Here is a 19039-nt window from a genome sequence, read left to right as displayed (position 1 = left end):
GCTACCTTGAGATAGCCGTCCTCCATGTTTGGTTCCAACGACGACAAGAAGACCCCAGCTGTGGCTGGCGAGAAAAAAAGCCTGTTCGGATGGCTGCGCAAAAAGCCGCAGGAAGCCGTCGTCGAACAGCCATCAGCGCTGCCTGAAGCCGCGTCGGCACCGTTGCCGACGGTTGCATCGCGGGCCGAACAACCGTCGGTCGAAACCGCCACGGCGACCGAGCCATGGCTGACCCTGCCAGTGGCCGAAGAGCCGGTAGCACTGGTTGAAAATATACAAGCCGAGCAGGTGGTGCCGCCGATTCCACCGGTGGCTGTCGCCGAAGTCGGCGCACCCACGCCGTTTGTCGCAAAACCGGAGCCGGCGCTCGCCCCCGTGGTACAGCCGGTCGTTGTCGAGGCCCCCGCGTCGGTGGCGGTTTCCGAACCCGTGGCGGTGGAAGCGGCTAAGCTCGCTGCCGAGGACAGCAAGGTCGGTTTCTTTGCCCGGCTCAAGCAGGGCCTGTCGAAGACCAGTGCCAGCCTTGGCGAAGGCATGGCCAGCCTGTTCCTCGGTAAGAAGGCTATCGACGATGAGCTGCTCGAAGAGCTCGAAACCCGGCTGCTGACTGCCGATGTCGGCGTCGAAGCCACCGGTGTGATCATCCAGAGCCTGACTCAGAAGGTCGCGCGCAAGCAGTTGACCGACAGCGATGCACTCTACAAGTCGTTGCAGGCCGAACTGGTGACGATGCTCCAGCCCGTCGAGCAGCCGCTGCAGATCGGCGCCCAACACAAGCCCTTCGTGATCCTGGTAGTCGGTGTCAATGGCGCGGGCAAGACCACCACTATCGGCAAGTTGGCCAAGAAGCTCCAACTGGAAGGCAAGAAGGTCATGCTGGCGGCGGGCGATACTTTCCGCGCCGCTGCGGTGGAACAATTGCAAGTCTGGGGCGAGCGCAACAATATCCCGGTGATCGCCCAGCACACTGGCGCCGATTCGGCGTCGGTGATCTTCGATGCGGTCCAGGCGGCCAAGGCCCGTGGCATCGATGTGCTGATCGCCGATACCGCCGGTCGCCTGCACACCAAAGACAATCTGATGGAAGAGCTGAAGAAGGTGCGTCGGGTGATCGGCAAGCTGGATGCCGACGCGCCTCATGAAGTGTTGTTGGTACTCGATGCCGGCACCGGCCAGAACGCCATCAACCAGGCCAAGCAATTCAACCAGACGGTCCAGTTGAGCGGCCTGGCATTGACTAAGCTCGATGGTACCGCCAAGGGCGGAGTGATCTTTGCCCTGGCCAAGCAGTTTGGCTTGCCGATCCGCTATGTCGGCGTCGGTGAAGGCATCGACGATTTGCGCACCTTTGAGGCCGAGCCCTTTGTCCAAGCCCTTTTCGCCGAGCGGGAGCGTTCATGATTCGTTTCGAACAGGTCGGTAAACGCTATCCGAACGGTCACGTCGGCTTGCATGAGCTGAGCTTTCGGGTGCGTCGTGGTGAATTTCTGTTCGTGACCGGGCACTCCGGCGCGGGTAAAAGTACCTTGCTGCGCCTGCTGCTGGCGATGGAGCGTCCGACCACCGGCAAATTGCTGCTGGCTGGCCAGGACCTGGGCCAGATCAGCAATGCGCAGATTCCGTTCCTGCGTCGGCAGATCGGCGTGGTGTTCCAGAATCATCAGTTGCTGTTCGACCGCACGGTATTCAATAACGTCGCCTTGCCGCTGCAGATCCTTGGGTTGTCCAAGGCCGAAGTCGTCAAACGCGTGGATTCGGCCCTCGAGCGCGTGGCATTGTCAGACAAGACCGACTTGTACCCCGGCGACCTGTCCACCGGTCAACAACAGCGCGTCGGCATTGCCCGGGCCATTGTGCACCGGCCGGCATTGCTGCTGGCAGACGAACCGACCGGTAATCTCGACCCGCGTCTGGCGGCGGAAATCATGGGGGTGTTCGAGGATATCAATCGCCTCGGCACTAGCGTGCTGATTGCCAGTCACGACCTGGCGCTGATTGCGCGCATGCGTCACCGCATGTTGACCCTGCAGCGTGGCCGCTTGATCGGCGACGGGGAGGCAGCCGTATGAGTGCAACCCGCAGTCCGAAAGTAGCCGAACGCGTGGCGCCGAAAGCCTCCGACCGACCGCCGAAGAAGAAGCGCGAAGAAGACGACGGCCCGGATTTCAGCACCCTGCTGCACGCCTGGATCGAAAGCCATCGGGCCAGCCTGCTGGACAGCCTGCGCCGCCTGGGCAAGCAGCCGATCGGTAGCTTTTTTACTTGCCTGGTGATGGCAGTGGCCCTGAGCCTGCCAATGGGCCTGTCGCTGCTGCTGAGTAATGTCGAGCGCCTGGGCGGCTCGTGGCAGCGTGCGGCACAGATTTCACTGTACTTGCAATTGGATGCCAGCCCGACGGAAGGCGAAAGCCTGAGCGAGCAGATCAAGGCCATGCCGGGTGTGGCGGATGCCGAGTTCATCAGCAAGGAAAAGGCCCTGGATGAGTTTCAGCAGCAGTCCGGGCTGGGCGAGGCACTCAAGGAACTGCCACACAATCCATTGCCGGGCGTGGTCCTGGTGACGCCGGACGAGGTTGACAAGGCGACACTGGAAGCCTTGCGCCAGCGCCTGGCCGAGTTGCCCAAGGTGCAGCAGGCACAACTGGACCTGGTCTGGGTCGAGCGGTTGGCGGCGATTCTCAAGCTGGGCGACCGCTTTGTCTTCGGCCTGACCGTGCTGCTGGTTTCTGCATTACTTTTGGTGATAGGCAATACCATTCGTCTTCATATTGAAAACCGCCGCACCGAAATCGAAGTGATTAAACTGGTTGGAGGTACGGACAGCTACGTGCGTAGGCCGTTTCTGTACATGGGCGCGCTTTATGGTTTCGGTGCGGGAATTCTTTCCTGGGGTGTCCTGGCCTTCGGCCTCAGCTGGTTGAACGAGGCGGTGGTCGGGCTTGCCGGTCTGTACGGCAGCGATTTCGCCCTGGCGGGGGTGCCGTCCGCCGATGGTCTGTCGCTCTTGCTTGGTGCCGTGCTGTTGGGGTATATCGGTGCTTGGATTGCGGTCGCACGGCATCTTCGCGAGCTGGCGCCCAAGTAATTAACGTCAAATTAATGTGTTTTTGTTGGTATTGACCGTAGTCGTGGTTCAGGGAACTTGTCTTGTGGTCCCCGGTCAATTTTCGCAGTGCTTCACTGCACGAGTCATGTGAGTCGGAGGTTTTTTCGTATGACCACTTCTTTGCAACCTGCCTATGCGCTGGTCCCAGGTGCGAACCTGGAGGCTTACGTCAATACGGTGAACAGCATTCCACTGCTGACGCCGGAGCAGGAGCGTGAACTGGCCGAGAGTCTCTATTATGAGCAGGATCTGGGGGCGGCTCGGCAGATGGTGCTCGCCCACCTGCGTTTTGTCGTGCATATCGCCCGTAGCTATTCCGGCTACGGTCTGGCCCAGGCTGACCTGATCCAGGAAGGTAACGTTGGCTTGATGAAAGCGGTGAAACGTTTCAATCCGGAAATGGGTGTGCGTCTGGTGTCGTTTGCCGTGCACTGGATCAAGGCAGAAATCCACGAATTCATCTTGCGCAACTGGCGGATCGTCAAAGTGGCGACCACCAAGGCCCAGCGCAAGCTGTTCTTCAACCTGCGCAGCCAGAAGAAGCGCCTGGCCTGGTTGAACAACGAGGAAGTTCATCGCGTGGCCGAAAGCCTTGGGGTCGAGCCGCGTGAAGTGCGCGAGATGGAAAGCCGGCTGACCGGTCAGGACATGGCGTTCGATCCGGCGGCGGAAGCCGACGATGACAGCGCGTTCCAGTCTCCGGCCAACTATTTGGAAGATCATCGCTACGATCCGGCTCGTCAGCTGGAGGATGCCGACTGGAGCGAAAACTCCAATAGCAACCTGCACGAGGCCCTGGAAGTCCTGGACGAACGCAGTCGCGACATTCTCTACCAACGCTGGTTGGCGGAAGATAAAGCCACGTTGCACGACCTGGCGCAAAAGTACAACGTCTCAGCCGAGCGTATCCGCCAGTTGGAAAAGAGCGCGATGAACAAACTCAAATTGTCGATTGCCGCGTAGCCGACGCAATAATAGTTGTGGCGTTCCGACAAGCTCGCTCGCCACACGCCGGTTGGCGCTCGGTTATAGCGTCCAGGGCGTCTTGCGTGAAGTGTTCAGTCCCGTTAGGTGGCTATTGCCACCCAACTGGCTCATTTGTTGGCGAATCCAGCCGGCACGCCGTGCCACGTAGGTGCTTGGATGGCTCGCACTCCATTTGCGGGGATTGGGCAGCACTGCCGCCAGCAAGCTGGCCTGCTGACGCGACAAGGCCGCCGCACTGACGCCGAAGTGGTGCCGCGCCGCCGCTTCGGCGCCAAACACCCCGTCATCCCATTCAGCGCTATTGAGGTACACCTCGAGAATCCGCTGCTTGGGCCACATGACTTCGATCAGCATGGTAAACCAGGCTTCCAATCCCTTGCGCAGGTAACTGCGACCGGACCAGAGAAACAGGTTCTTCGCCACCTGCTGACTGAGGGTGCTGGCGCCCCGGATCGAACCGCCACGTTCGTTATGGGCCAAAGCAGCCTGGATCGCGCCGAAATCGAAGCCCCAGTGCTCGGGAAACTTCTGGTCCTCGCCGGCCATCGCCGCTACCTTGAGGTCGTCGGAGATCTGGTTCCAGGGTTTCCAGGTGCGTTGCAGGTCGATCGGCTCGCCCTCGGTCCATGACTCGATCTTGCGCTCAATCATCAGCGCGGTGCCTGGCGGCGGCAGCCAACGCAATAGCAACACCAACAGCACGCTCGCAATAGCGAACCACTTCAAGACGATGGTGAGGCGACGGAAAAGAAAACTCAGCATGGAGATGGCTTGGCCGGGGCGTTGGAGCGGGCCATTATACAGACCCTGTGTCCCCTGAATGGAGTTCGTCATGTTGCGTGCTTTTCTGCTGCTCGCCGGATTTTTCGGCTTCACCGGTGTCGCCCTCGGCGCCTTCGCCGCCCACGGCCTGAAGAACCGCCTGAGCGCGGACTACCTGGCGATCTTCCATACCGGCGTCAGCTACCAGTTGATCCATGCCTTGGCATTGTTCGGCGTCGCCTTGCTGGCTGCGCATATCCCTGGGCGGCTGGTGACGTGGGCTGGCGCGGCGTTTACGGCAGGTATCCTGCTGTTCTCCGGCAGTCTGTACCTGTTGACCCTGACGGGTGTGAGTAAGCTTGGCCTCATCACTCCGTTGGGTGGCCTGGCGTTTCTCGGGGGATGGTTCTGCCTGGGTCTTGCCGCTTGGCGTCTGGCTTGACTGCCAGGTCCATTTGAAGACGAATGGCTTGGGTCGCCCTGGCTGATCGGGCTAGAATGCGGGCCCCTAAAAATGATGGCAGCCCGGCGCATGCACATTCAATTGAACGGCGAATCCTTTGAACTGCCCGACGGCGAAACCGTCGCGGCATTGCTGGCCCGGCTTGACCTGACTGGGCGGCGAGTGGCGGTGGAGCTGAACCTGGATATCGTCCCGCGTAGCCAGCATGGCGAGACCGCCCTGCAGGAAGGCGATCAGGTCGAAGTGGTGCAGGCCATTGGCGGCGGCTAGTGGCCTGTACGGTGAGTTCGTTAGCTCAAGTTCGGATGCCATAAGTCCATGGCCAAGGCGCTGTGACGAGTCATAGCCGGGCTATGGCGAGGAACAGCAACGCAGGCCAGGGATTTATGGCGCCGAAATGGACTCATAGAACTCACCACACAGGCCACTAGTTGTCCCTGACCCACTCTGCAAACCCTCAACCCTTCAAGAGGATTCCCGAATGAGCACTGTTCGCAGCGACAAGCCCTTCGTGCTGGCCGGTCGTACCTTCCAGTCCCGCCTGTTGGTCGGTACCGGCAAATACCGCGATATGGAAGAAACCCGGCTGGCCATCGAGGCCTCGGGTGCCGAGATCGTCACCGTGGCCGTGCGCCGCACCAACCTGGGCCAGAACCCCGGTGAACCGAACCTGCTGGATGTCCTGCCGCCGGATCGCTACACCATCTTGCCGAACACTGCCGGTTGTTATGACGCCATCGAGGCCGTGCGTACCTGCCGTCTGGCCCGTGAGCTGTTGGACGGTCACAACCTGGTGAAGCTGGAAGTCCTGGCCGACCAGAAGACCCTGTTTCCTAACGTGATCGAAACCCTCAAGGCCGCCGAAGTGCTGGTCAGGGAAGGCTTCGATGTGATGGTCTACACCAGCGACGACCCGATCATCGCTCGTCAACTGGCGGAAATCGGTTGCATTGCGGTCATGCCGCTGGCGGGCTTGATCGGCACCGGCCTGGGGATCTGTAACCCGTACAACCTGCAAATCATCCTGGAAGAAGCCAAGATTCCCGTACTGGTGGATGCCGGTGTCGGCACCGCCTCCGACGCCACCATTGCCATGGAGTTGGGCTGCGAAGCGGTGCTGATGAACTCGGCCATCGCCCATGCCCAGCAACCGATCCTGATGGCCGAGGCGATGAAACATGCCATCGTTGCCGGTCGCCTGGCCTACCTCGCCGGCCGCATGCCGAAAAAACTTTATGCCAGCGCCTCCTCGCCGCTGGATGGTCTGATCAAGTAAGAGCCATTGATGACTGAATCGAACGACACGCCAATCCAGACGGAAGAAGGCGAAGAGCGCCAGCACCGCCGCATCAAGAGTTTCGTGATGCGCGCCGGACGCATGACCGAAGGTCAGCAGAAGGGGCTGGAGCAGGGCACGCCGCTGTTCGTCCTGCCGCTGGCCGAGGCACCGGTAGATTTTGACCAGGTGTTTGGTCGCTCGGCGCCACGCTCACTGGAAATCGGCTTCGGCATGGGCCATTCCCTGCTGGAGATGGCGGCGGCGGCACCGGAGCAGGACTTTATCGGCGTTGAAGTGCACCGTCCGGGTGTCGGTGCCCTGCTCAATGGCGTATTGACCCAGGGCCTGAAAAACCTGCGAGTCTACGACTGCGATGCGATCGAAGTGCTCAACCGCTGCGTGGCGGACAACAGCCTGGATCGGCTGATGCTGTTTTTCCCGGACCCTTGGCACAAGAGTCGTCATCACAAGCGGCGCATCGTCCAGGCGTCCTTTGCCGAGCTGGTGCGCAGCAAGTTGAAGGTCGGCGGGATTCTGCACATGGCCACCGACTGGGAGCCGTATGCCGAATACATGCTGGAAGTGATGAATGTCGCGCCGGGCTATCGCAACCTGGCCGCAGATGGCCAATACGTACCGCGTCCGGCCGAGCGTCCGATCACCAAGTTCGAACGTCGTGGCGAGCGTTTGGGGCATGGGGTGTGGGATTTGAAGTTCGAGAAGCTGAGCTGAGGTGCTGAACTGGGTTTGGACCGAGTGCCTACCCAGATCGCGACTCTGTAGGAGCCGATAAGCCGATTCCTACGGTGACCAGGCTTTAACTTTTTGCCCGTTAGGGGCTGTACGAAATGTTTTCGAGCGAAGGCCAGGCAAGGCGATCCGGTTTTCAACGCCGCATGGGCGAGCGCAAACACATTTCCTACAACGCCTAGCGCCGATCCGCCACCACCCCGATCAACACCAGCACCACCAACAACACCGGTGCCAGGCTGTAGTTGTTGAACTGGCTCAGGCCTCGCACCACCCAGGGCGTGGCGTAGATCAGCGCCGCGCCGCTGCCGATCATGCACAACAGCGCCAGCAGCGGTACACGCAGGGCGCCGGCGATGCTGCCCAGGCGTTGATCGATCCAACCCTTGATATCGGCGCCAAACAGCACCAGCAGGCAGCCCACCAACGCCAGGGCAATTTCCGACAGGTTGCTGCGGCTCCAGCGTGACACCGTGGCGAGCAGGTCGAGTACCAGGTCCATGGGGTTTCCTTAGGTCAAGAAGTATTGCAGCAGGTCGTTGAGAAATAGCTGGCCACGGGCGGTCGCCGCCAGGCGTGTGGGTTCGACCTGCAACAGGCCGTTTTGTTCTGCTTCGGCCCGCCCTTCGTGCAAACGGTCGAGACTCAGTCCGGTGCGTTGCGCAAACAAGATCGCATCGACGCCCTCGGTCAGCCGCAGCGCATTCATCAGGAACTCGAACGGCAACTCGTCGTTACTCAGGGCTTTCTCCCCAGCCTGGAAACTTTTGGCCGGGTTCAGGTAGTCCTTGGGCAGGCGGGTTTTCCAGGTGCGAACGATGCGCCCGTCCGGGTGGCTGAGTTTGCCGTGGGCTCCGGCACCGATGCCGATGAAGTCGCCGAAGCGCCAGTAATTGAGGTTGTGCCGCGCCGCACGCCCCGACTGGACATAGGCCGAGACCTCGTATTGGGTATAGCCGTGTTCGGCCAGCAGGGCCTGCCCAGCTTCCTGGATATCCCACAGGGTGTCGTCCTCCGGCAGCGTCGGCGGCTGGTTCCAGAACACGGTGTTGGGCTCCAGGGTCAACTGGTACCAGGACAGGTGCGTCGGCTTCAGCGCGATGGCCTGGTGCAGGTCGCCGAGGGCGTCTTCCAGGGACTGGTCGGGCAAGCCGTGCATCAGGTCCAGGTTGAAGTTGTCAAAGCCGGCCCGGCGCGCCATGTCCGCCGCTCGCATGGCTTCGTCGCCGGTGTGGATGCGACCCAGAGCCTTGAGTTTTGCTGCCTGGAAGCTCTGGATACCAATCGACAGGCGATTGATCCCCAACTGCCGGTAGGCGACGAATTTCTCCTGCTCGAAGGTTCCTGGATTGGCTTCCAGGGTGATTTCGATATCGCTGGCGAACGGGATGCGCGCCTCGACACCCTTGAGCAAGCGCCCCAGCGCCTGGGCGCTGAACAGGCTCGGCGTGCCGCCGCCGAAGAAGATCGAACTCAGTTCACGGCCATGGACGGCCAACAGATTCTGGTCGAGGTCGGCCAGCAGCGCGTCGACATACGCTTGCTCCGGCAATACCGGGCTGGCGGCGTGGGAGTTGAAGTCGCAATACGGGCATTTGCGCACGCACCAGGGGATATGGATGTACAGCGCCAAGGGCGGCAGTTGCGCCAGGGGCGCCCGAGGAGGTTGCGCACCGCCATGGATCAGCGGTAGCGAGGAGGTCCGAGTCATTGCAGGCCCAGGCGTTGGCGCAGCAGGACCATGGCGCGGGCGCGGTGACTGAGTTGGTTCTTTTCCACGGGGTTCAGCTCGGCGCTGGAGCAGTCGCGCTCCGGTACCCAGAACAGCGGGTCATAGCCAAAGCCCCGTTCACCGCGCGCGGCAGTCAGAATACGGCCGTGCCACAGGCCTTCACAGAGAATCGGCAGTGGGTCGTCGGCGTGTCGCACCAGCGCCAGGACGCAGACGAACTGGGCGCCACGCTCGGCCTGCGGGACATCCCTGAGGGCCTCCAGCAGCTTGGCATTGTTCGCCGCGTCGCCCTGACCGTCGGCATAACGGGCCGAGTAGATCCCTGGCGCACCGCCGAGGAAGTCCACCGTCAGGCCAGAATCGTCGGCCAGCGCCGGCAAACCGCATATACGTGCGGCATTGCGGGCCTTGAGGATGGCGTTCTCGACAAACGACAGACCGGTTTCTTCCGGCTCGACACTGCTGAACTCGCCGATCGAGCGCAGTTGCACCGAATCACCGAGCATGGCCTGGAGTTCTTTGAGTTTGCCAGCGTTGTGGCTGGCCAGTACCAGTTGAGTGAAGTTCATCATTCGCCAGGGAAGAGCTCTTGGTTGAAGCTGAATTTATGCGGTTGGCCGCCGGTGGTGACGCTGATTTCGAAGGTCCGGGTTTCCTGCTGGGGAACCGGGTACTGGGCGATATAGTAGACCGCGCCCTGCTCGGTGATCTGTTTGAAGGTCAGCGGCAGGCTGGCGCTGGTCAAGTCCTTGATGGTGCCGCTGACCTGAGCGACCACGGGCTTGTTGCCCTTGAGCACCGAAATATTGATCACGCCCATCTGCTTGCCGCGCAGCAACTTCGCCGCCTTGGCAATATCCGGCTGCAGGTAGGTGGAATTGAAGGTGTTGTAGTGTACGGCGATGTCACCGAACACTTCCCGGCGCTCGCCCTTGATGATGTCCGCGGCCATGGCCGAGACGCCCAGGCAGGCAGTCAGCAGGAAAATCGCTAGACGACTCATGATCATGCTCCTTGAAGTCAGGTGATTCATACCGCGATCTTGTGTTCCAGCCTGCTGGGGCTGCTGACGCGGTAGATGCCAATCTCACCTAATAGATTAGGCCATAGCTTGCTTGCCCACCCGTGGCGGTGCTGTTGATCCACCGCCAACCGATCAATGACCTTGGCGGCACGTTCGCGACACAGCTCTTCAAAGTCCTCGAACGTGCAAAAGTGGATATTCGGCGTGTTATACCAAGTGTACGGCAGGAATTCCGAAACCGGCATCCGTCCCTTGCTCGCCAGGTACCAGCGGCAGCGCCAATGACCGAAGTTGGGGAAGGTGATAATGCACTGGCGTCCGACCCGAAGCATTTCGTCGAGGATCTTGTCCGGGTAATGCACGGCCTGCAAGGCTTGGGTCATGACCACGATGTCGAAGCTGTTGCTGGCGAAATTGCCCAGACCTTTGTCCAGATCCTGCTCGATGACGTTGATGCCGTTGGCCACGCACTCGGCAATGTTGTCGGGGTCGTTTTCCAGGCCGTAACCGGTGACTTGCTTGTTGTCGCGCAGCCAGGTCAGCAGTTCGCCGTTGCCACACCCGAGGTCGAGCACGCGGCTGCCGGCGGGGATCCACTCTTGGATGATTTCCAGGTCGGCTCTCATGGCGTTCTCACACTTCAACTCGGTTCATGTAGTTAGCGAATGCCTGCAGATAACGCGGGATCGGAATCAGGAAGGCGTCGTGGCCTTGCGGGGCGTCGATTTCCAGGTAACAGACGTCCTTGCGGGCCGCCATCAGCGCGTCGACCAGTTCCCGCGAACGGGCCGGGGAAAAGCGCCAGTCGGTGGTGAAGGACATCACGCAGAACTTGGCGCGGGCGTTGGCGAAGGTCTTGGCCAGGTCGTCGTCGAAGTTCGCCGCCGGATCGAAGTAATCCAGGGCCTTGGTCATCAGCAGGTAGGTGTTGGCGTCGAAGCGCCCGGAAAACTCTTCACCCTGATAGCGCAGATAGCTTTCGACCTGGAATTCGACGCTATGGAAGTCGTAGTTGAGCTTCTCGCTCTTGAGCCCGCGACCGAATTTTTCGCCCATGGAGTCGTCGGACAGGTAAGTAATGTGCCCGACCATCCGCGCCAGCATCAGGCCGCGCTTGGGAATCACCCCACGCTCCTGGAAGGAACCCCCATGGAACTCTGGGTCGGTGAGGATCGCCTGGCGTGCCACTTCGTTGAAGGCGATATTCTGTGCCGACAATTTCGGTGCCGAGGCGATAGCCAGACAATGGCGCACGCGATCCGGGTAGGTGATGGTCCATTGCAGGGCCTGCATGCCCCCCAGGCTGCCGCCGATCACCGCGGCCCATGAGCCGATGCCCAGGCGATCGGCGAGACGGGCCTGGCTGTGGACCCAGTCTTCCACGGTCAGCACCGGGAAGTCGGCGCCGAACGGTTTGCCGGTCTCGGGGTTGATGCTGCTTGGGCCGGTGGAACCGTTGCAGCCGCCGAGATTGTTGAGGCTGACGACAAAGAACTTGTGGGTGTCGATGGGCTTGCCGGGGCCGATGCAGCTATCCCACCAGCCGGGCTTGCGCTCGTCGGCGCTGTGATAGCCCGCTGCGTGATGATGGCCGGACAGGGCATGGCAGATCAGTACGGCGTTGCTCGCCGTGGCATTGAGGCTGCCGTAGGTTTCGTAGATCAGGTCGTAGGCGGGCAGGGAGCGACCGCAGGCCAGGGCCAGGGATTCGCTGAAATGCGCCGTTTTCGGCACGACCAGCCCGACGGAATCGTGGGGAAAGACAGTGGACATCAACCCTGCTCGCGCTTAAATGAGGCGTAAGTCTAATGAGCGGGGGAGTCAGCGGCAAGCAAAGGTCGGACTGGAGGTTATTAGGCGCCAAACAGGGGCTTGTGGCGCAGAGCTTGTGCGGCGATCCGACAAGCTCCGCTCCGACAATAAGCGCCACACTCGGGCGCCCGATCAGATCAGCCGAAACAATACTTCCGGCATGCCGCTCATCACCGCCAATGGGGGAATCACGTAGCTCTGCAGCAGTTGGATGACCAGGAACGCGAGGATCGGCGAGATATCCAGCCCGCCCAGGTTTGGCACGATCTTGCGAAACGGTGCCAGGGCCGGCTCGCTGATTTGGAACACCAGCTCAGCGGCGGGACTGTGGCTGTTCGGGGCCACCCAGGAGAGGATGACGCTGATGATCATGGCGAAGAAGAACACCTTGAGGAACAGCGAAGTGACGCCGATGATCGCCCAGATCAACAGGAGACCGATATGGCCGGTCACACCGTAGCTCAACAGCAGGATCACCGCCATCAGCAGCATCTGGACGATGATCGCCAGCACCAGCGAGGACATGTCCAGGCCGAACAGGCTCGGAATGACCCGGCGCAGCGGCTTGAGCAGCGGTTGGGTGGCTTTGACGGTGAACTGGCAGAGCGGGTTGTAGAAGTTCGCGCGCACCAGTTGCAGGATGAAACGCAGCAGAACCACCAACAGATAGAGGCTGCCCAGGGTCTGGATGACAAAAATAGCAGCGCTATTGAGTGCAAACATTAAGTGTTTCCTCGAGGATTACTGACCGAGTTGCTCGGCCATTTCAGCCGAACGCCGGGCGGCGGCGCCGAGCGCCTGTTCTACCAGGGCTTCGAAGCCACCGGCCTGGAATGTCTTGATCGCGGCTTCGGTGGTGCCGGCTGGCGAGGTCACCCGACGGCGCAGCTCGCCTGCGTCGACGTCGCTGGCGACGGCCATGTGAGCCGCACCGAGGGCGGTTTGCTGGCTCAGTTGGACGGCGACTTCACGCGATAGGCCGAGTTTCTCGCCGGCGGCGGTCATGGCCTCGATCAGCAGGAAAAAATACGCCGGACCGCTACCGGATACTGCCGTGACCGCGTCCAGTTGCTGTTCTTCGTCCAACCACAGGGCGGTGCCGACGGCGCCGAGCAAGGTCTGCGCCTGCTGGCGTTGCTCGGCGGATACTTGCCCGGTGGCGAACAGGCCGCTCACGCCCTGGCGCAGCAGTGCTGGGGTGTTGGGCATGCAGCGCACGATCGGCTGGGCGCCGAGCCAGTTGTTCATGCTCGCGCAGGTGATGCCGGCGGCAATGGACACCACCAGTTGTTGAGGTTTCAGGTTCGGGCGCAAGGCTTCGCACACGGCTTTCATGGCCTGTGGCTTGACCGCCAGCACTACCACGTCAGCGCCTTCGATGGCTTCGGCGTTGTCGGCGAACACTTCGATGCCGTGCTCGGCCTGGACCCGTGCGCGGGCCTCGGCGCCCGGATCGCTGGCGCGAATCAGCGCGGCGTCCAGACCTTCGGCCCGCAGGCCGCCAATCAGGCTGGCAGCCATGTTGCCAGCACCGATGAAGGTGATTCGATTATTGCTCATGACGGATCCTTTGAACGAGTGTGTAAGGCCATTTCAGCCCTGGCCGTAGTCGCGGGCACCAAACAGCGCGGTACCGATCCGCACCCAAGTGGCACCCTGGGTAATGGCCGACTCAAGATCATGGCTCATACCCATGGAAAGTGTGTCGAGCGGCAGGTGGAGGCTGTCCTGCAACGTCCGCACCGTGGCGAACGCGGCGTCTTGGGCTGCGCGCTCCTCGGTGGGCTCGGGAATCGCCATCAGTCCACGCAGCACCAGGTTCGGCAAGGCGCCGATGGCGGTGGCCAGGGCCGGTAAGTCCGCTGGCGTGCAGCCGGATTTGCTGGCTTCGCCGCTGACATTGAGCTGGATGCAGATATTCAACGGTGGCAGGTTGGCCGGGCGCTGTTCGGACAGGCGCTGCGCGATTTTCAGGCGATCCACGGAGTGTACCCAGTCGAAATGCTCGGCGATGGCGCGAGTCTTGTTCGATTGAATGGGGCCGATAAAGTGCCAACACAAGGGCAGATCGGTCAATTCGGCCTGTTTGCCGAGGGCTTCCTGCAGATAGTTCTCGCCGAAATCGCGCAGGCCCGCGGCATGGGCTTCGCGCACGGCGCCGGCGGGCTTGGTCTTGCTCACGGCGAGCAGGCGAATGTCGGCGGCGTTACGGCCACAGGCTTGAGCAGCAGCGCTGATACGGGCTGCAACGCAAGTAAGGTTGTCTGCTATCGTGGTCATTGAATTTCGCCAGCAGGTCAAAAGTCTGCGGCATTCTACCTGTATTGGGGAGTCTCATGGATATCACCGAGCTGCTAGCTTTTAGCGCCAAACAGGGAGCGTCGGACTTGCACCTCTCGGCCGGGCTGCCGCCGATGATCCGGGTCGATGGCGACGTGCGCCGGATCAACCTGCCGGCACTGGACCACAAACAGGTCCACGACCTGATCTACGACATCATGAATGACCGCCAGCGCAAGGACTTCGAGGAGTTCCTGGAAACCGATTTTTCCTTCGAGGTGCCGGGTGTGGCGCGTTTTCGGGTCAACGCTTTCAATCAGAACCGTGGTGCGGGCGCGGTATTTCGCACCATCCCGACGAGAGTCCTGACCATGAGCGACTTGGGCATGGGTGAGGTGTTTCGCAAAATTACCGAGGTCCCCCGTGGTCTGGTACTGGTGACCGGGCCTACCGGTTCGGGCAAGTCGACCACCCTGGCGGCGATGATCGACCACCTGAACAACAACAAGCATCACCATATCCTGACCATCGAAGACCCGATTGAATTCGTTCACGAGTCGAAGAAGTGCCTGGTCAACCAGCGTGAAGTGCACCGCGACACCCAGAGTTTCTCCGCTGCCCTGCGCTCGGCCCTGCGGGAAGATCCGGATGTGATTTTGGTGGGCGAGATGCGCGACCTGGAAACCATTCGCTTAGCGCTGACCGCCGCCGAAACCGGCCATTTGGTGTTCGGTACGCTGCACACTACCTCCGCGGCGAAGACCATCGACCGGGTGGTCGACGTGTTCCCGGCGGAGGAGAAATCCATGGTCCGTTCGATGCTTTCCGAATCCCTGCAAGCGGTGATTTCTCAGAGTCTGCTGAAAAAAGTCGGCGGTGGGCGGGTCGCGGCCCATGAAATCATGCTTGGCACCCCGGCGATCCGTAACCTGATTCGCGAGGATAAGGTGGCGCAGATGTATTCCTCGATCCAGACCGGCGGGTCCCTCGGCATGCAGACCCTCGACATGTGCCTCAAGGATCTGCTGACCAAGGGGTTGATCACTCGCGATAACGCACGCGAGAAGGCGAAGATTCCGGACAATTTCTAGTGCGGTGTTTCTGAAGCACCACACCAGGCCTGACGAAAGCTGCCCGCTCGCCAAACCGATACGATCAGCGCTGGACAACCCGCAGGTGGTTGTTCTGTTCTTTCGGGATCACTCGTTTGGCGATCGTGTAGTGGCTGTCCCAGTAGGGTTTCTTCAGCGTGTCGATAGTCACGGCCTTGCCCCGGCGCGGCGCATGGATGAATCGGTCGTTGCCCAGGTAGATGGCGACGTGGTTGACTTTGCGGCTCTTGATGTTGAAGAACAGCAGGTCGCCCGGCTTCAGGTCCTTGCGATCGACTTTCAGCCCATGGCCGGTAGCCATGGCGTTGGAGGTGCGCGGCAGATCTGCGGCGGCCACGCCGTTGAAGGCATACTTGACCAGCCCGCTGCAATCGAAGCCCTTGCTCGGACTGCTGCCGCCCCAGCGATAAGGCGTGCCCAGCACATTCACCGCACGGCTCAGCACGGTACTGCTCTGCTCGGCGTTCGGTGCTGCGGCGACAGCCGTGGTGAGCACGCTGTGGCGCACTTTGAGCGAGTTGTTGCGCTTGCCAGGCTGCCTGCTGATTGGCGCGCTGATCTCGGATAATTTGGCAACGGTTGCAGGTGACTTTGCAGTATGACCGTTGATGGATGGAAGACGTTGTTCACGATTAGTGGCCTGAGCGGCCAATGGCATCAAAAGGCAAAGGGTCAGCCATGTCTTGAAAAATGATCGCATTAAGCAAGGCTCGTATAGGATAGCGCGCAACTTTATAACAGCTTTTAGGTCATTTCTGAGGCCGTTTGTCGATTCTATACAGCGGTCAAAACTGCTTCGAGACCGCAAAAGCCGGCCCATGAGTCACGTGCAGCTCAGGCTCCACAAGGCTTTCAGCGATTTTCAGTAAGAGTCTGTTACACGTTTTGAGGCAGTAAAAAAGTCACACGAAATGACGAAAAATTTATCTATCGAGCTCAAGGAGGTCATTTATGAATAGCTATCGGCAGGATGGAGCGACGGTAGGTACCCACAATGTTCTACTCGGGTATTTGCTGTGGATTTTCGGCTTTACCGGTTCTCACCGCTTTTATTACGGTAAGCCGATCACTGGCACGATCTGGTTTTGTACCCTGGGGCTTTTGGGAATCGGTTGGCTGATCGATGTGTTCCTGATTCCGGGCATGGATCGTGATGCTGATCTGCGATTTACCACCGGGCCACTCAGCTATAACGTCGCCTGGCTGCTGTTGACATTCCTCGGCATCCTGGGTGTCCATCGGATGTACCAGGGCAAATGGTTGACCGGGCTGCTTTACCTGGTGACGGGTGGGCTGCTGGGGTTGGGCGTGCTGTATGACTTCTGGACGTTGAATGACCAGATATCGCTGAAGAACAGCGGGCGAGTCTGAAACGCACACGGGTGGCGAGCGGGTCGGCACGCCACTCGCCACGGTTGTGGTGATAGCCACGCGACAGTGTCACGCCCGGTGAGTGATCCGCCCATCCATCAAGGTATAACGCACCGTTCCCGGCAACGTATGGCCGATGAACGGGCAGTTCTCGCCACGGGACAACCAATGCTCGCCAGCCACGGTGCAGGCGCCTGGATCGAACAGCACCAGGTCCGCCGCTACCCCCACCGCCAGCTTGCCCGCCGGCAGACGCAGGGCATCGGCCGGGCCGGCGCTCAGGCGCGCGAGCAGGGTCGGTAGGTCCAGCAGGCCATCCTCTACCAGGGTCAACGCCAGCGGCAGTAGCAGCTCGACGCTGCTGATACCCGGCTCGGTCGCGCCGAAAGGGGCCAGCTTGGCGTCCCGTTCATGCGGCTGGTGATGGCTGGAAATCGCCTGTATCACCCCGGATTTCAGCGCTGCACGCAGGCCGTCGCGGTCGGCGCGGGTGCGCAGCGGCGGCTGCACGTGATAGAGGCTGGAGAAATCGATCAATGCTTCGTCGGTCAGGATCAACTGGTACAGCGCCACGTCGGCGGTAACCCGCAGACCCCGCGCCTGCGCCTGCGCGATCAGCGCCACGCCACGGGCGCTGGTCAGTTGGCTGAAATGTGCGCGTACACCGGTTTGTTCCACCAACAGCAGGTCGCGGGCCAGGGCCACCGTTTCGGCGGTTTCCGGGATGCCCGGCAAACCGAGGAAGCTGGCGGTCGCGCCTTCGTGGGCCAGGCCGCCTTCGGCCAGGTCATGGTCCTGGGAATGGAACACCACCGTCAGGTCGAAGGTCGCCGCATAATCCAACGCCCTGCACAAGGTGCGACTGTTGCGAAAACTGTCCAGGCCGTTACTGAAAGCCACGCAACCGGCATCACGCAGCGCAACCAGTTCCGCCAGTTGTTCGCCGTCCAGGCCCTTGCTCAGTGCACCGATGGGGAACACCTTGGTATTACCGGCCTCGCGGGCACGGTCGAGGATCAGTTCGGCCACGGCCGAAGTGTCCAACACCGGTTTGGTGCGTGGTGGACAACACAGGCTGGTGACACCGCCAGCGGCGGCGGCACGGGTTTCGCTGGCGATATTGCCTTTGCGGCTGTAACCGGGTTCGCGCAGGGCCACGTTGAGGTCGACCAGCCCAGGGGCGGCAACCAGGCCCTTGGCGTCGATGGTTTCACTGGCCGCGAAACCCACCGGGGCGGCGCCGATGGCAATGATCTTACCGGCCTCCAGGTGCAGATCGGTCACTTGATCCAGGCCGCTGCTTGGATCGATGACGCGGGCGCTGAGAATGCTGAGCTTCACTGGGCGTTCTCCTGCTCGAATTGGCGCTGGGCGGTCTGCCCGCTCATGGCCATGGACAGCACGGCCATGCGCACGGCGATACCATAGGTGACTTGATTGAGGATGACCGAGCGCGGACCGTCGGCCACTGCCGACTCGATCTCCACGCCGCGGTTGATTGGACCTGGGTGCATCACGATGGCATCCGGCCTGGCGCCGGCCAGGCGTGCGGTGGTCAGGCCGAACAAGCGGTAGAACTCACTTTCGCTGGGCAGCAGGCCGCCGGTCATGCGTTCACGCTGTAGGCGCAGCATGATCACCACGTCGACATCCTTCAGACCCTCGGCCATGTCGGTGTAAACCTTCACGCCGAATTGCTCGATTCCGATGGGCAGCAGGGTTTTTGGCGCGATCACGCGGATATCCGGGCAGCCCAGGGTCTTCAGCGCCAGCATGTTCGAGCGGGCGACCCGCGAGTGCAGGATGTCGCCGACAATGGCCACGGAGAGGTTTTCGAAGCCACCCTTGTGGCGACGGATGGTCAACATGTCGAGCATGCCCTGGGTCGGGTGTGCGTGCCGGCCATCGCCGCCGTTGATGATCGCCACCCGTGGGCAGACGTGCTCGGCGATGAAGTGCGCGGCGCCGGAATCGCCGTGGCGCACCACGAACATGTCGGCGGCCATGGCCTCGAGGTTGCGCAGGGTGTCGAGGAGGGTTTCACCCTTGCTTGCGGACGAGGTCGACACGTTCAGGCTGATCACGTCCGCCGACAGCCGTTGGGCCGCCAGTTCGAAGGTGGTCCGGGTGCGAGTGGAGTTCTCGAAGAACACGTTGCACACGGTCTTGCCGCGTAGCAGCGGGACCTTCTTCACCGCCCGAGCGCCGACCTCAAGGAAGGAGTCGGCGGTATCGAGGATCTCGGTGAGCAACTCGCGAGGTAAACCGTCAAGTGACAGGAAGTGGCGCAACTGGCCCTGATCATTGAGCTGCAGGGGGCGCTTGGCGTCTGGAGGCGTCATCGCTAGGGACTCTTTTTAA

At 61.2% G+C, this 19039-nt stretch carries 23 protein-coding genes; 10 read left to right on the top strand and 13 right to left on the bottom strand.

All coding sequences use genetic code 11. The annotated features are described in order from the left end of the window. Positions 1–24 precede the first annotated feature (24 nt). From ftsY to rpoH, 4 genes are all read left to right on the top strand, one after another. Complete coding sequence (ftsY, locus tag AWM79_RS01725) at positions 25–1401, top strand: signal recognition particle-docking protein FtsY (protein WP_060781997.1); 1377 nt, start codon at positions 25–27, stop codon at positions 1399–1401. Next, entirely contained in the window at positions 1398–2069 is a 672-nt protein-coding gene (gene ftsE, locus AWM79_RS01720) for a cell division ATP-binding protein FtsE (RefSeq protein ID WP_017130490.1), read from the top strand. The genes ftsY and ftsE overlap by 4 nt, the downstream gene beginning before the upstream one ends. Beyond that, positions 2066–3085 (top strand): permease-like cell division protein FtsX, encoded by a 1020-nt coding sequence (ftsX, locus tag AWM79_RS01715; protein ID WP_060781996.1) that lies wholly within the window; start codon positions 2066–2068, stop codon positions 3083–3085. The genes ftsE and ftsX overlap by 4 nt, the downstream gene beginning before the upstream one ends. 129 nt (positions 3086–3214) lie before the next feature. Next, the gene (rpoH, locus tag AWM79_RS01710) at positions 3215–4069 is read left to right on the top strand and encodes an RNA polymerase sigma factor RpoH (protein ID WP_017124869.1); all 855 of its coding nucleotides are present in this window, start codon (positions 3215–3217) and stop codon (positions 4067–4069) included. A 63-nt stretch (positions 4070–4132) separates the two neighbouring features. Here the strand turns inward: rpoH and mtgA are convergent, their stop codons facing one another. After that, positions 4133–4855 carry a monofunctional biosynthetic peptidoglycan transglycosylase gene (gene mtgA / locus AWM79_RS01705; protein ID WP_060783926.1) on the bottom strand — a complete coding sequence of 241 codons (723 nt, stop codon included), beginning with the start codon at positions 4853–4855 and terminating at the stop codon, positions 4133–4135. Positions 4856–4925: 70 nt separating this feature from the next. Here mtgA and AWM79_RS01700 point away from each other — a divergent pair, with 70 nt between their 5' ends. The 4 genes from AWM79_RS01700 (at position 4926) to trmB (ending at position 7329) form a co-directional block, all read left to right on the top strand. Continuing rightward, complete coding sequence (locus AWM79_RS01700) at positions 4926–5297, top strand: DUF423 domain-containing protein (protein WP_017130488.1); 372 nt, start codon at positions 4926–4928, stop codon at positions 5295–5297. Positions 5298–5387: 90 nt separating this feature from the next. After that, positions 5388–5588 (top strand): sulfur carrier protein ThiS, encoded by a 201-nt coding sequence (gene thiS, locus AWM79_RS01695; RefSeq protein ID WP_017130487.1) that lies wholly within the window; start codon positions 5388–5390, stop codon positions 5586–5588. Positions 5589–5799: 211 nt separating this feature from the next. Next, complete coding sequence (locus tag AWM79_RS01690) at positions 5800–6594, top strand: thiazole synthase (protein ID WP_017130486.1); 795 nt, start codon at positions 5800–5802, stop codon at positions 6592–6594. Positions 6595–6603: 9 nt separating this feature from the next. Beyond that, positions 6604–7329 (top strand): tRNA (guanosine(46)-N7)-methyltransferase TrmB, encoded by a 726-nt coding sequence (gene trmB / locus AWM79_RS01685; RefSeq protein ID WP_017130485.1) that lies wholly within the window; start codon positions 6604–6606, stop codon positions 7327–7329. Between the two features lie 196 nt (positions 7330–7525). Here trmB and AWM79_RS01680 read toward each other — a convergent pair whose 3' ends face one another. The 9 genes from AWM79_RS01680 to AWM79_RS01640 all read right to left on the bottom strand — a co-directional run bounded on the left by AWM79_RS01680 (position 7526) and on the right by AWM79_RS01640 (position 14195). Continuing rightward, positions 7526–7849 carry a DUF3392 domain-containing protein gene (locus tag AWM79_RS01680; protein WP_060781995.1) on the bottom strand — a complete coding sequence of 108 codons (324 nt, stop codon included), beginning with the start codon at positions 7847–7849 and terminating at the stop codon, positions 7526–7528. A gap of 9 nt (positions 7850–7858) precedes the next feature. Next, positions 7859–9058 carry a radical SAM family heme chaperone HemW gene (gene hemW / locus AWM79_RS01675; protein ID WP_060781994.1) on the bottom strand — a complete coding sequence of 400 codons (1200 nt, stop codon included), beginning with the start codon at positions 9056–9058 and terminating at the stop codon, positions 7859–7861. Next, positions 9055–9651, bottom strand: coding sequence for an RdgB/HAM1 family non-canonical purine NTP pyrophosphatase (rdgB, locus tag AWM79_RS01670; RefSeq protein ID WP_060781993.1), 597 nt, complete (start codon positions 9649–9651; stop codon positions 9055–9057). The genes hemW and rdgB overlap by 4 nt, the downstream gene beginning before the upstream one ends. Beyond that, positions 9648–10082 (bottom strand): DUF4426 domain-containing protein, encoded by a 435-nt coding sequence (locus tag AWM79_RS01665; protein ID WP_017130481.1) that lies wholly within the window; start codon positions 10080–10082, stop codon positions 9648–9650. The genes rdgB and AWM79_RS01665 overlap by 4 nt, the downstream gene beginning before the upstream one ends. A 26-nt stretch (positions 10083–10108) precedes the next feature. Further along, complete coding sequence (gene metW / locus AWM79_RS01660; RefSeq protein ID WP_017130480.1) at positions 10109–10729, bottom strand: methionine biosynthesis protein MetW; 621 nt, start codon at positions 10727–10729, stop codon at positions 10109–10111. 7 nt (positions 10730–10736) lie between these two features. Continuing rightward, positions 10737–11876, bottom strand: a complete 1140-nt coding sequence (metX, locus tag AWM79_RS01655; RefSeq protein ID WP_017130479.1) for a homoserine O-succinyltransferase MetX — start codon at positions 11874–11876, stop codon at positions 10737–10739. Positions 11877–12047: 171 nt separating this feature from the next. Continuing rightward, complete coding sequence (locus AWM79_RS01650; protein ID WP_017130478.1) at positions 12048–12638, bottom strand: YggT family protein; 591 nt, start codon at positions 12636–12638, stop codon at positions 12048–12050. Positions 12639–12656: 18 nt separating this feature from the next. Further along, positions 12657–13475 (bottom strand): pyrroline-5-carboxylate reductase, encoded by an 819-nt coding sequence (proC, locus tag AWM79_RS01645; protein ID WP_060781992.1) that lies wholly within the window; start codon positions 13473–13475, stop codon positions 12657–12659. 33 nt (positions 13476–13508) lie between these two features. Further along, the gene (locus AWM79_RS01640; RefSeq protein ID WP_017130477.1) at positions 13509–14195 is read right to left on the bottom strand and encodes a YggS family pyridoxal phosphate-dependent enzyme; all 687 of its coding nucleotides are present in this window, start codon (positions 14193–14195) and stop codon (positions 13509–13511) included. Positions 14196–14251: 56 nt separating this feature from the next. Between AWM79_RS01640 and AWM79_RS01635 the strand changes: the two genes are divergently transcribed. Next, positions 14252–15286, top strand: coding sequence for a type IV pilus twitching motility protein PilT (locus AWM79_RS01635; protein WP_017130476.1), 1035 nt, complete (start codon positions 14252–14254; stop codon positions 15284–15286). 64 nt (positions 15287–15350) lie between these two features. Here AWM79_RS01635 and AWM79_RS01630 read toward each other — a convergent pair whose 3' ends face one another. Continuing rightward, positions 15351–16007, bottom strand: a complete 657-nt coding sequence (locus AWM79_RS01630; RefSeq protein ID WP_060781991.1) for a C40 family peptidase — start codon at positions 16005–16007, stop codon at positions 15351–15353. 251 nt (positions 16008–16258) lie between these two features. Between AWM79_RS01630 and AWM79_RS01625 the strand changes: the two genes are divergently transcribed. Next, positions 16259–16678 (top strand): TM2 domain-containing protein, encoded by a 420-nt coding sequence (locus tag AWM79_RS01625; RefSeq protein WP_017130474.1) that lies wholly within the window; start codon positions 16259–16261, stop codon positions 16676–16678. Between the two features lie 69 nt (positions 16679–16747). Here AWM79_RS01625 and AWM79_RS01620 read toward each other — a convergent pair whose 3' ends face one another. Further along, entirely contained in the window at positions 16748–18019 is a 1272-nt protein-coding gene (locus AWM79_RS01620) for a dihydroorotase (RefSeq protein ID WP_017130473.1), read from the bottom strand. After that, positions 18016–19020 (bottom strand): aspartate carbamoyltransferase catalytic subunit, encoded by a 1005-nt coding sequence (locus AWM79_RS01615; RefSeq protein ID WP_060781990.1) that lies wholly within the window; start codon positions 19018–19020, stop codon positions 18016–18018. The genes AWM79_RS01620 and AWM79_RS01615 overlap by 4 nt, the downstream gene beginning before the upstream one ends. Positions 19021–19039: the final 19 nt, after the last annotated feature.

The sequence above is a fragment of the Pseudomonas agarici genome (assembly GCF_001543125.1).
Taxonomy (GTDB): Bacteria; Pseudomonadota; Gammaproteobacteria; order Pseudomonadales; family Pseudomonadaceae; genus Aquipseudomonas; species Aquipseudomonas agarici.
This window is presented reverse-complemented; position numbering and strand designations above follow the sequence as displayed.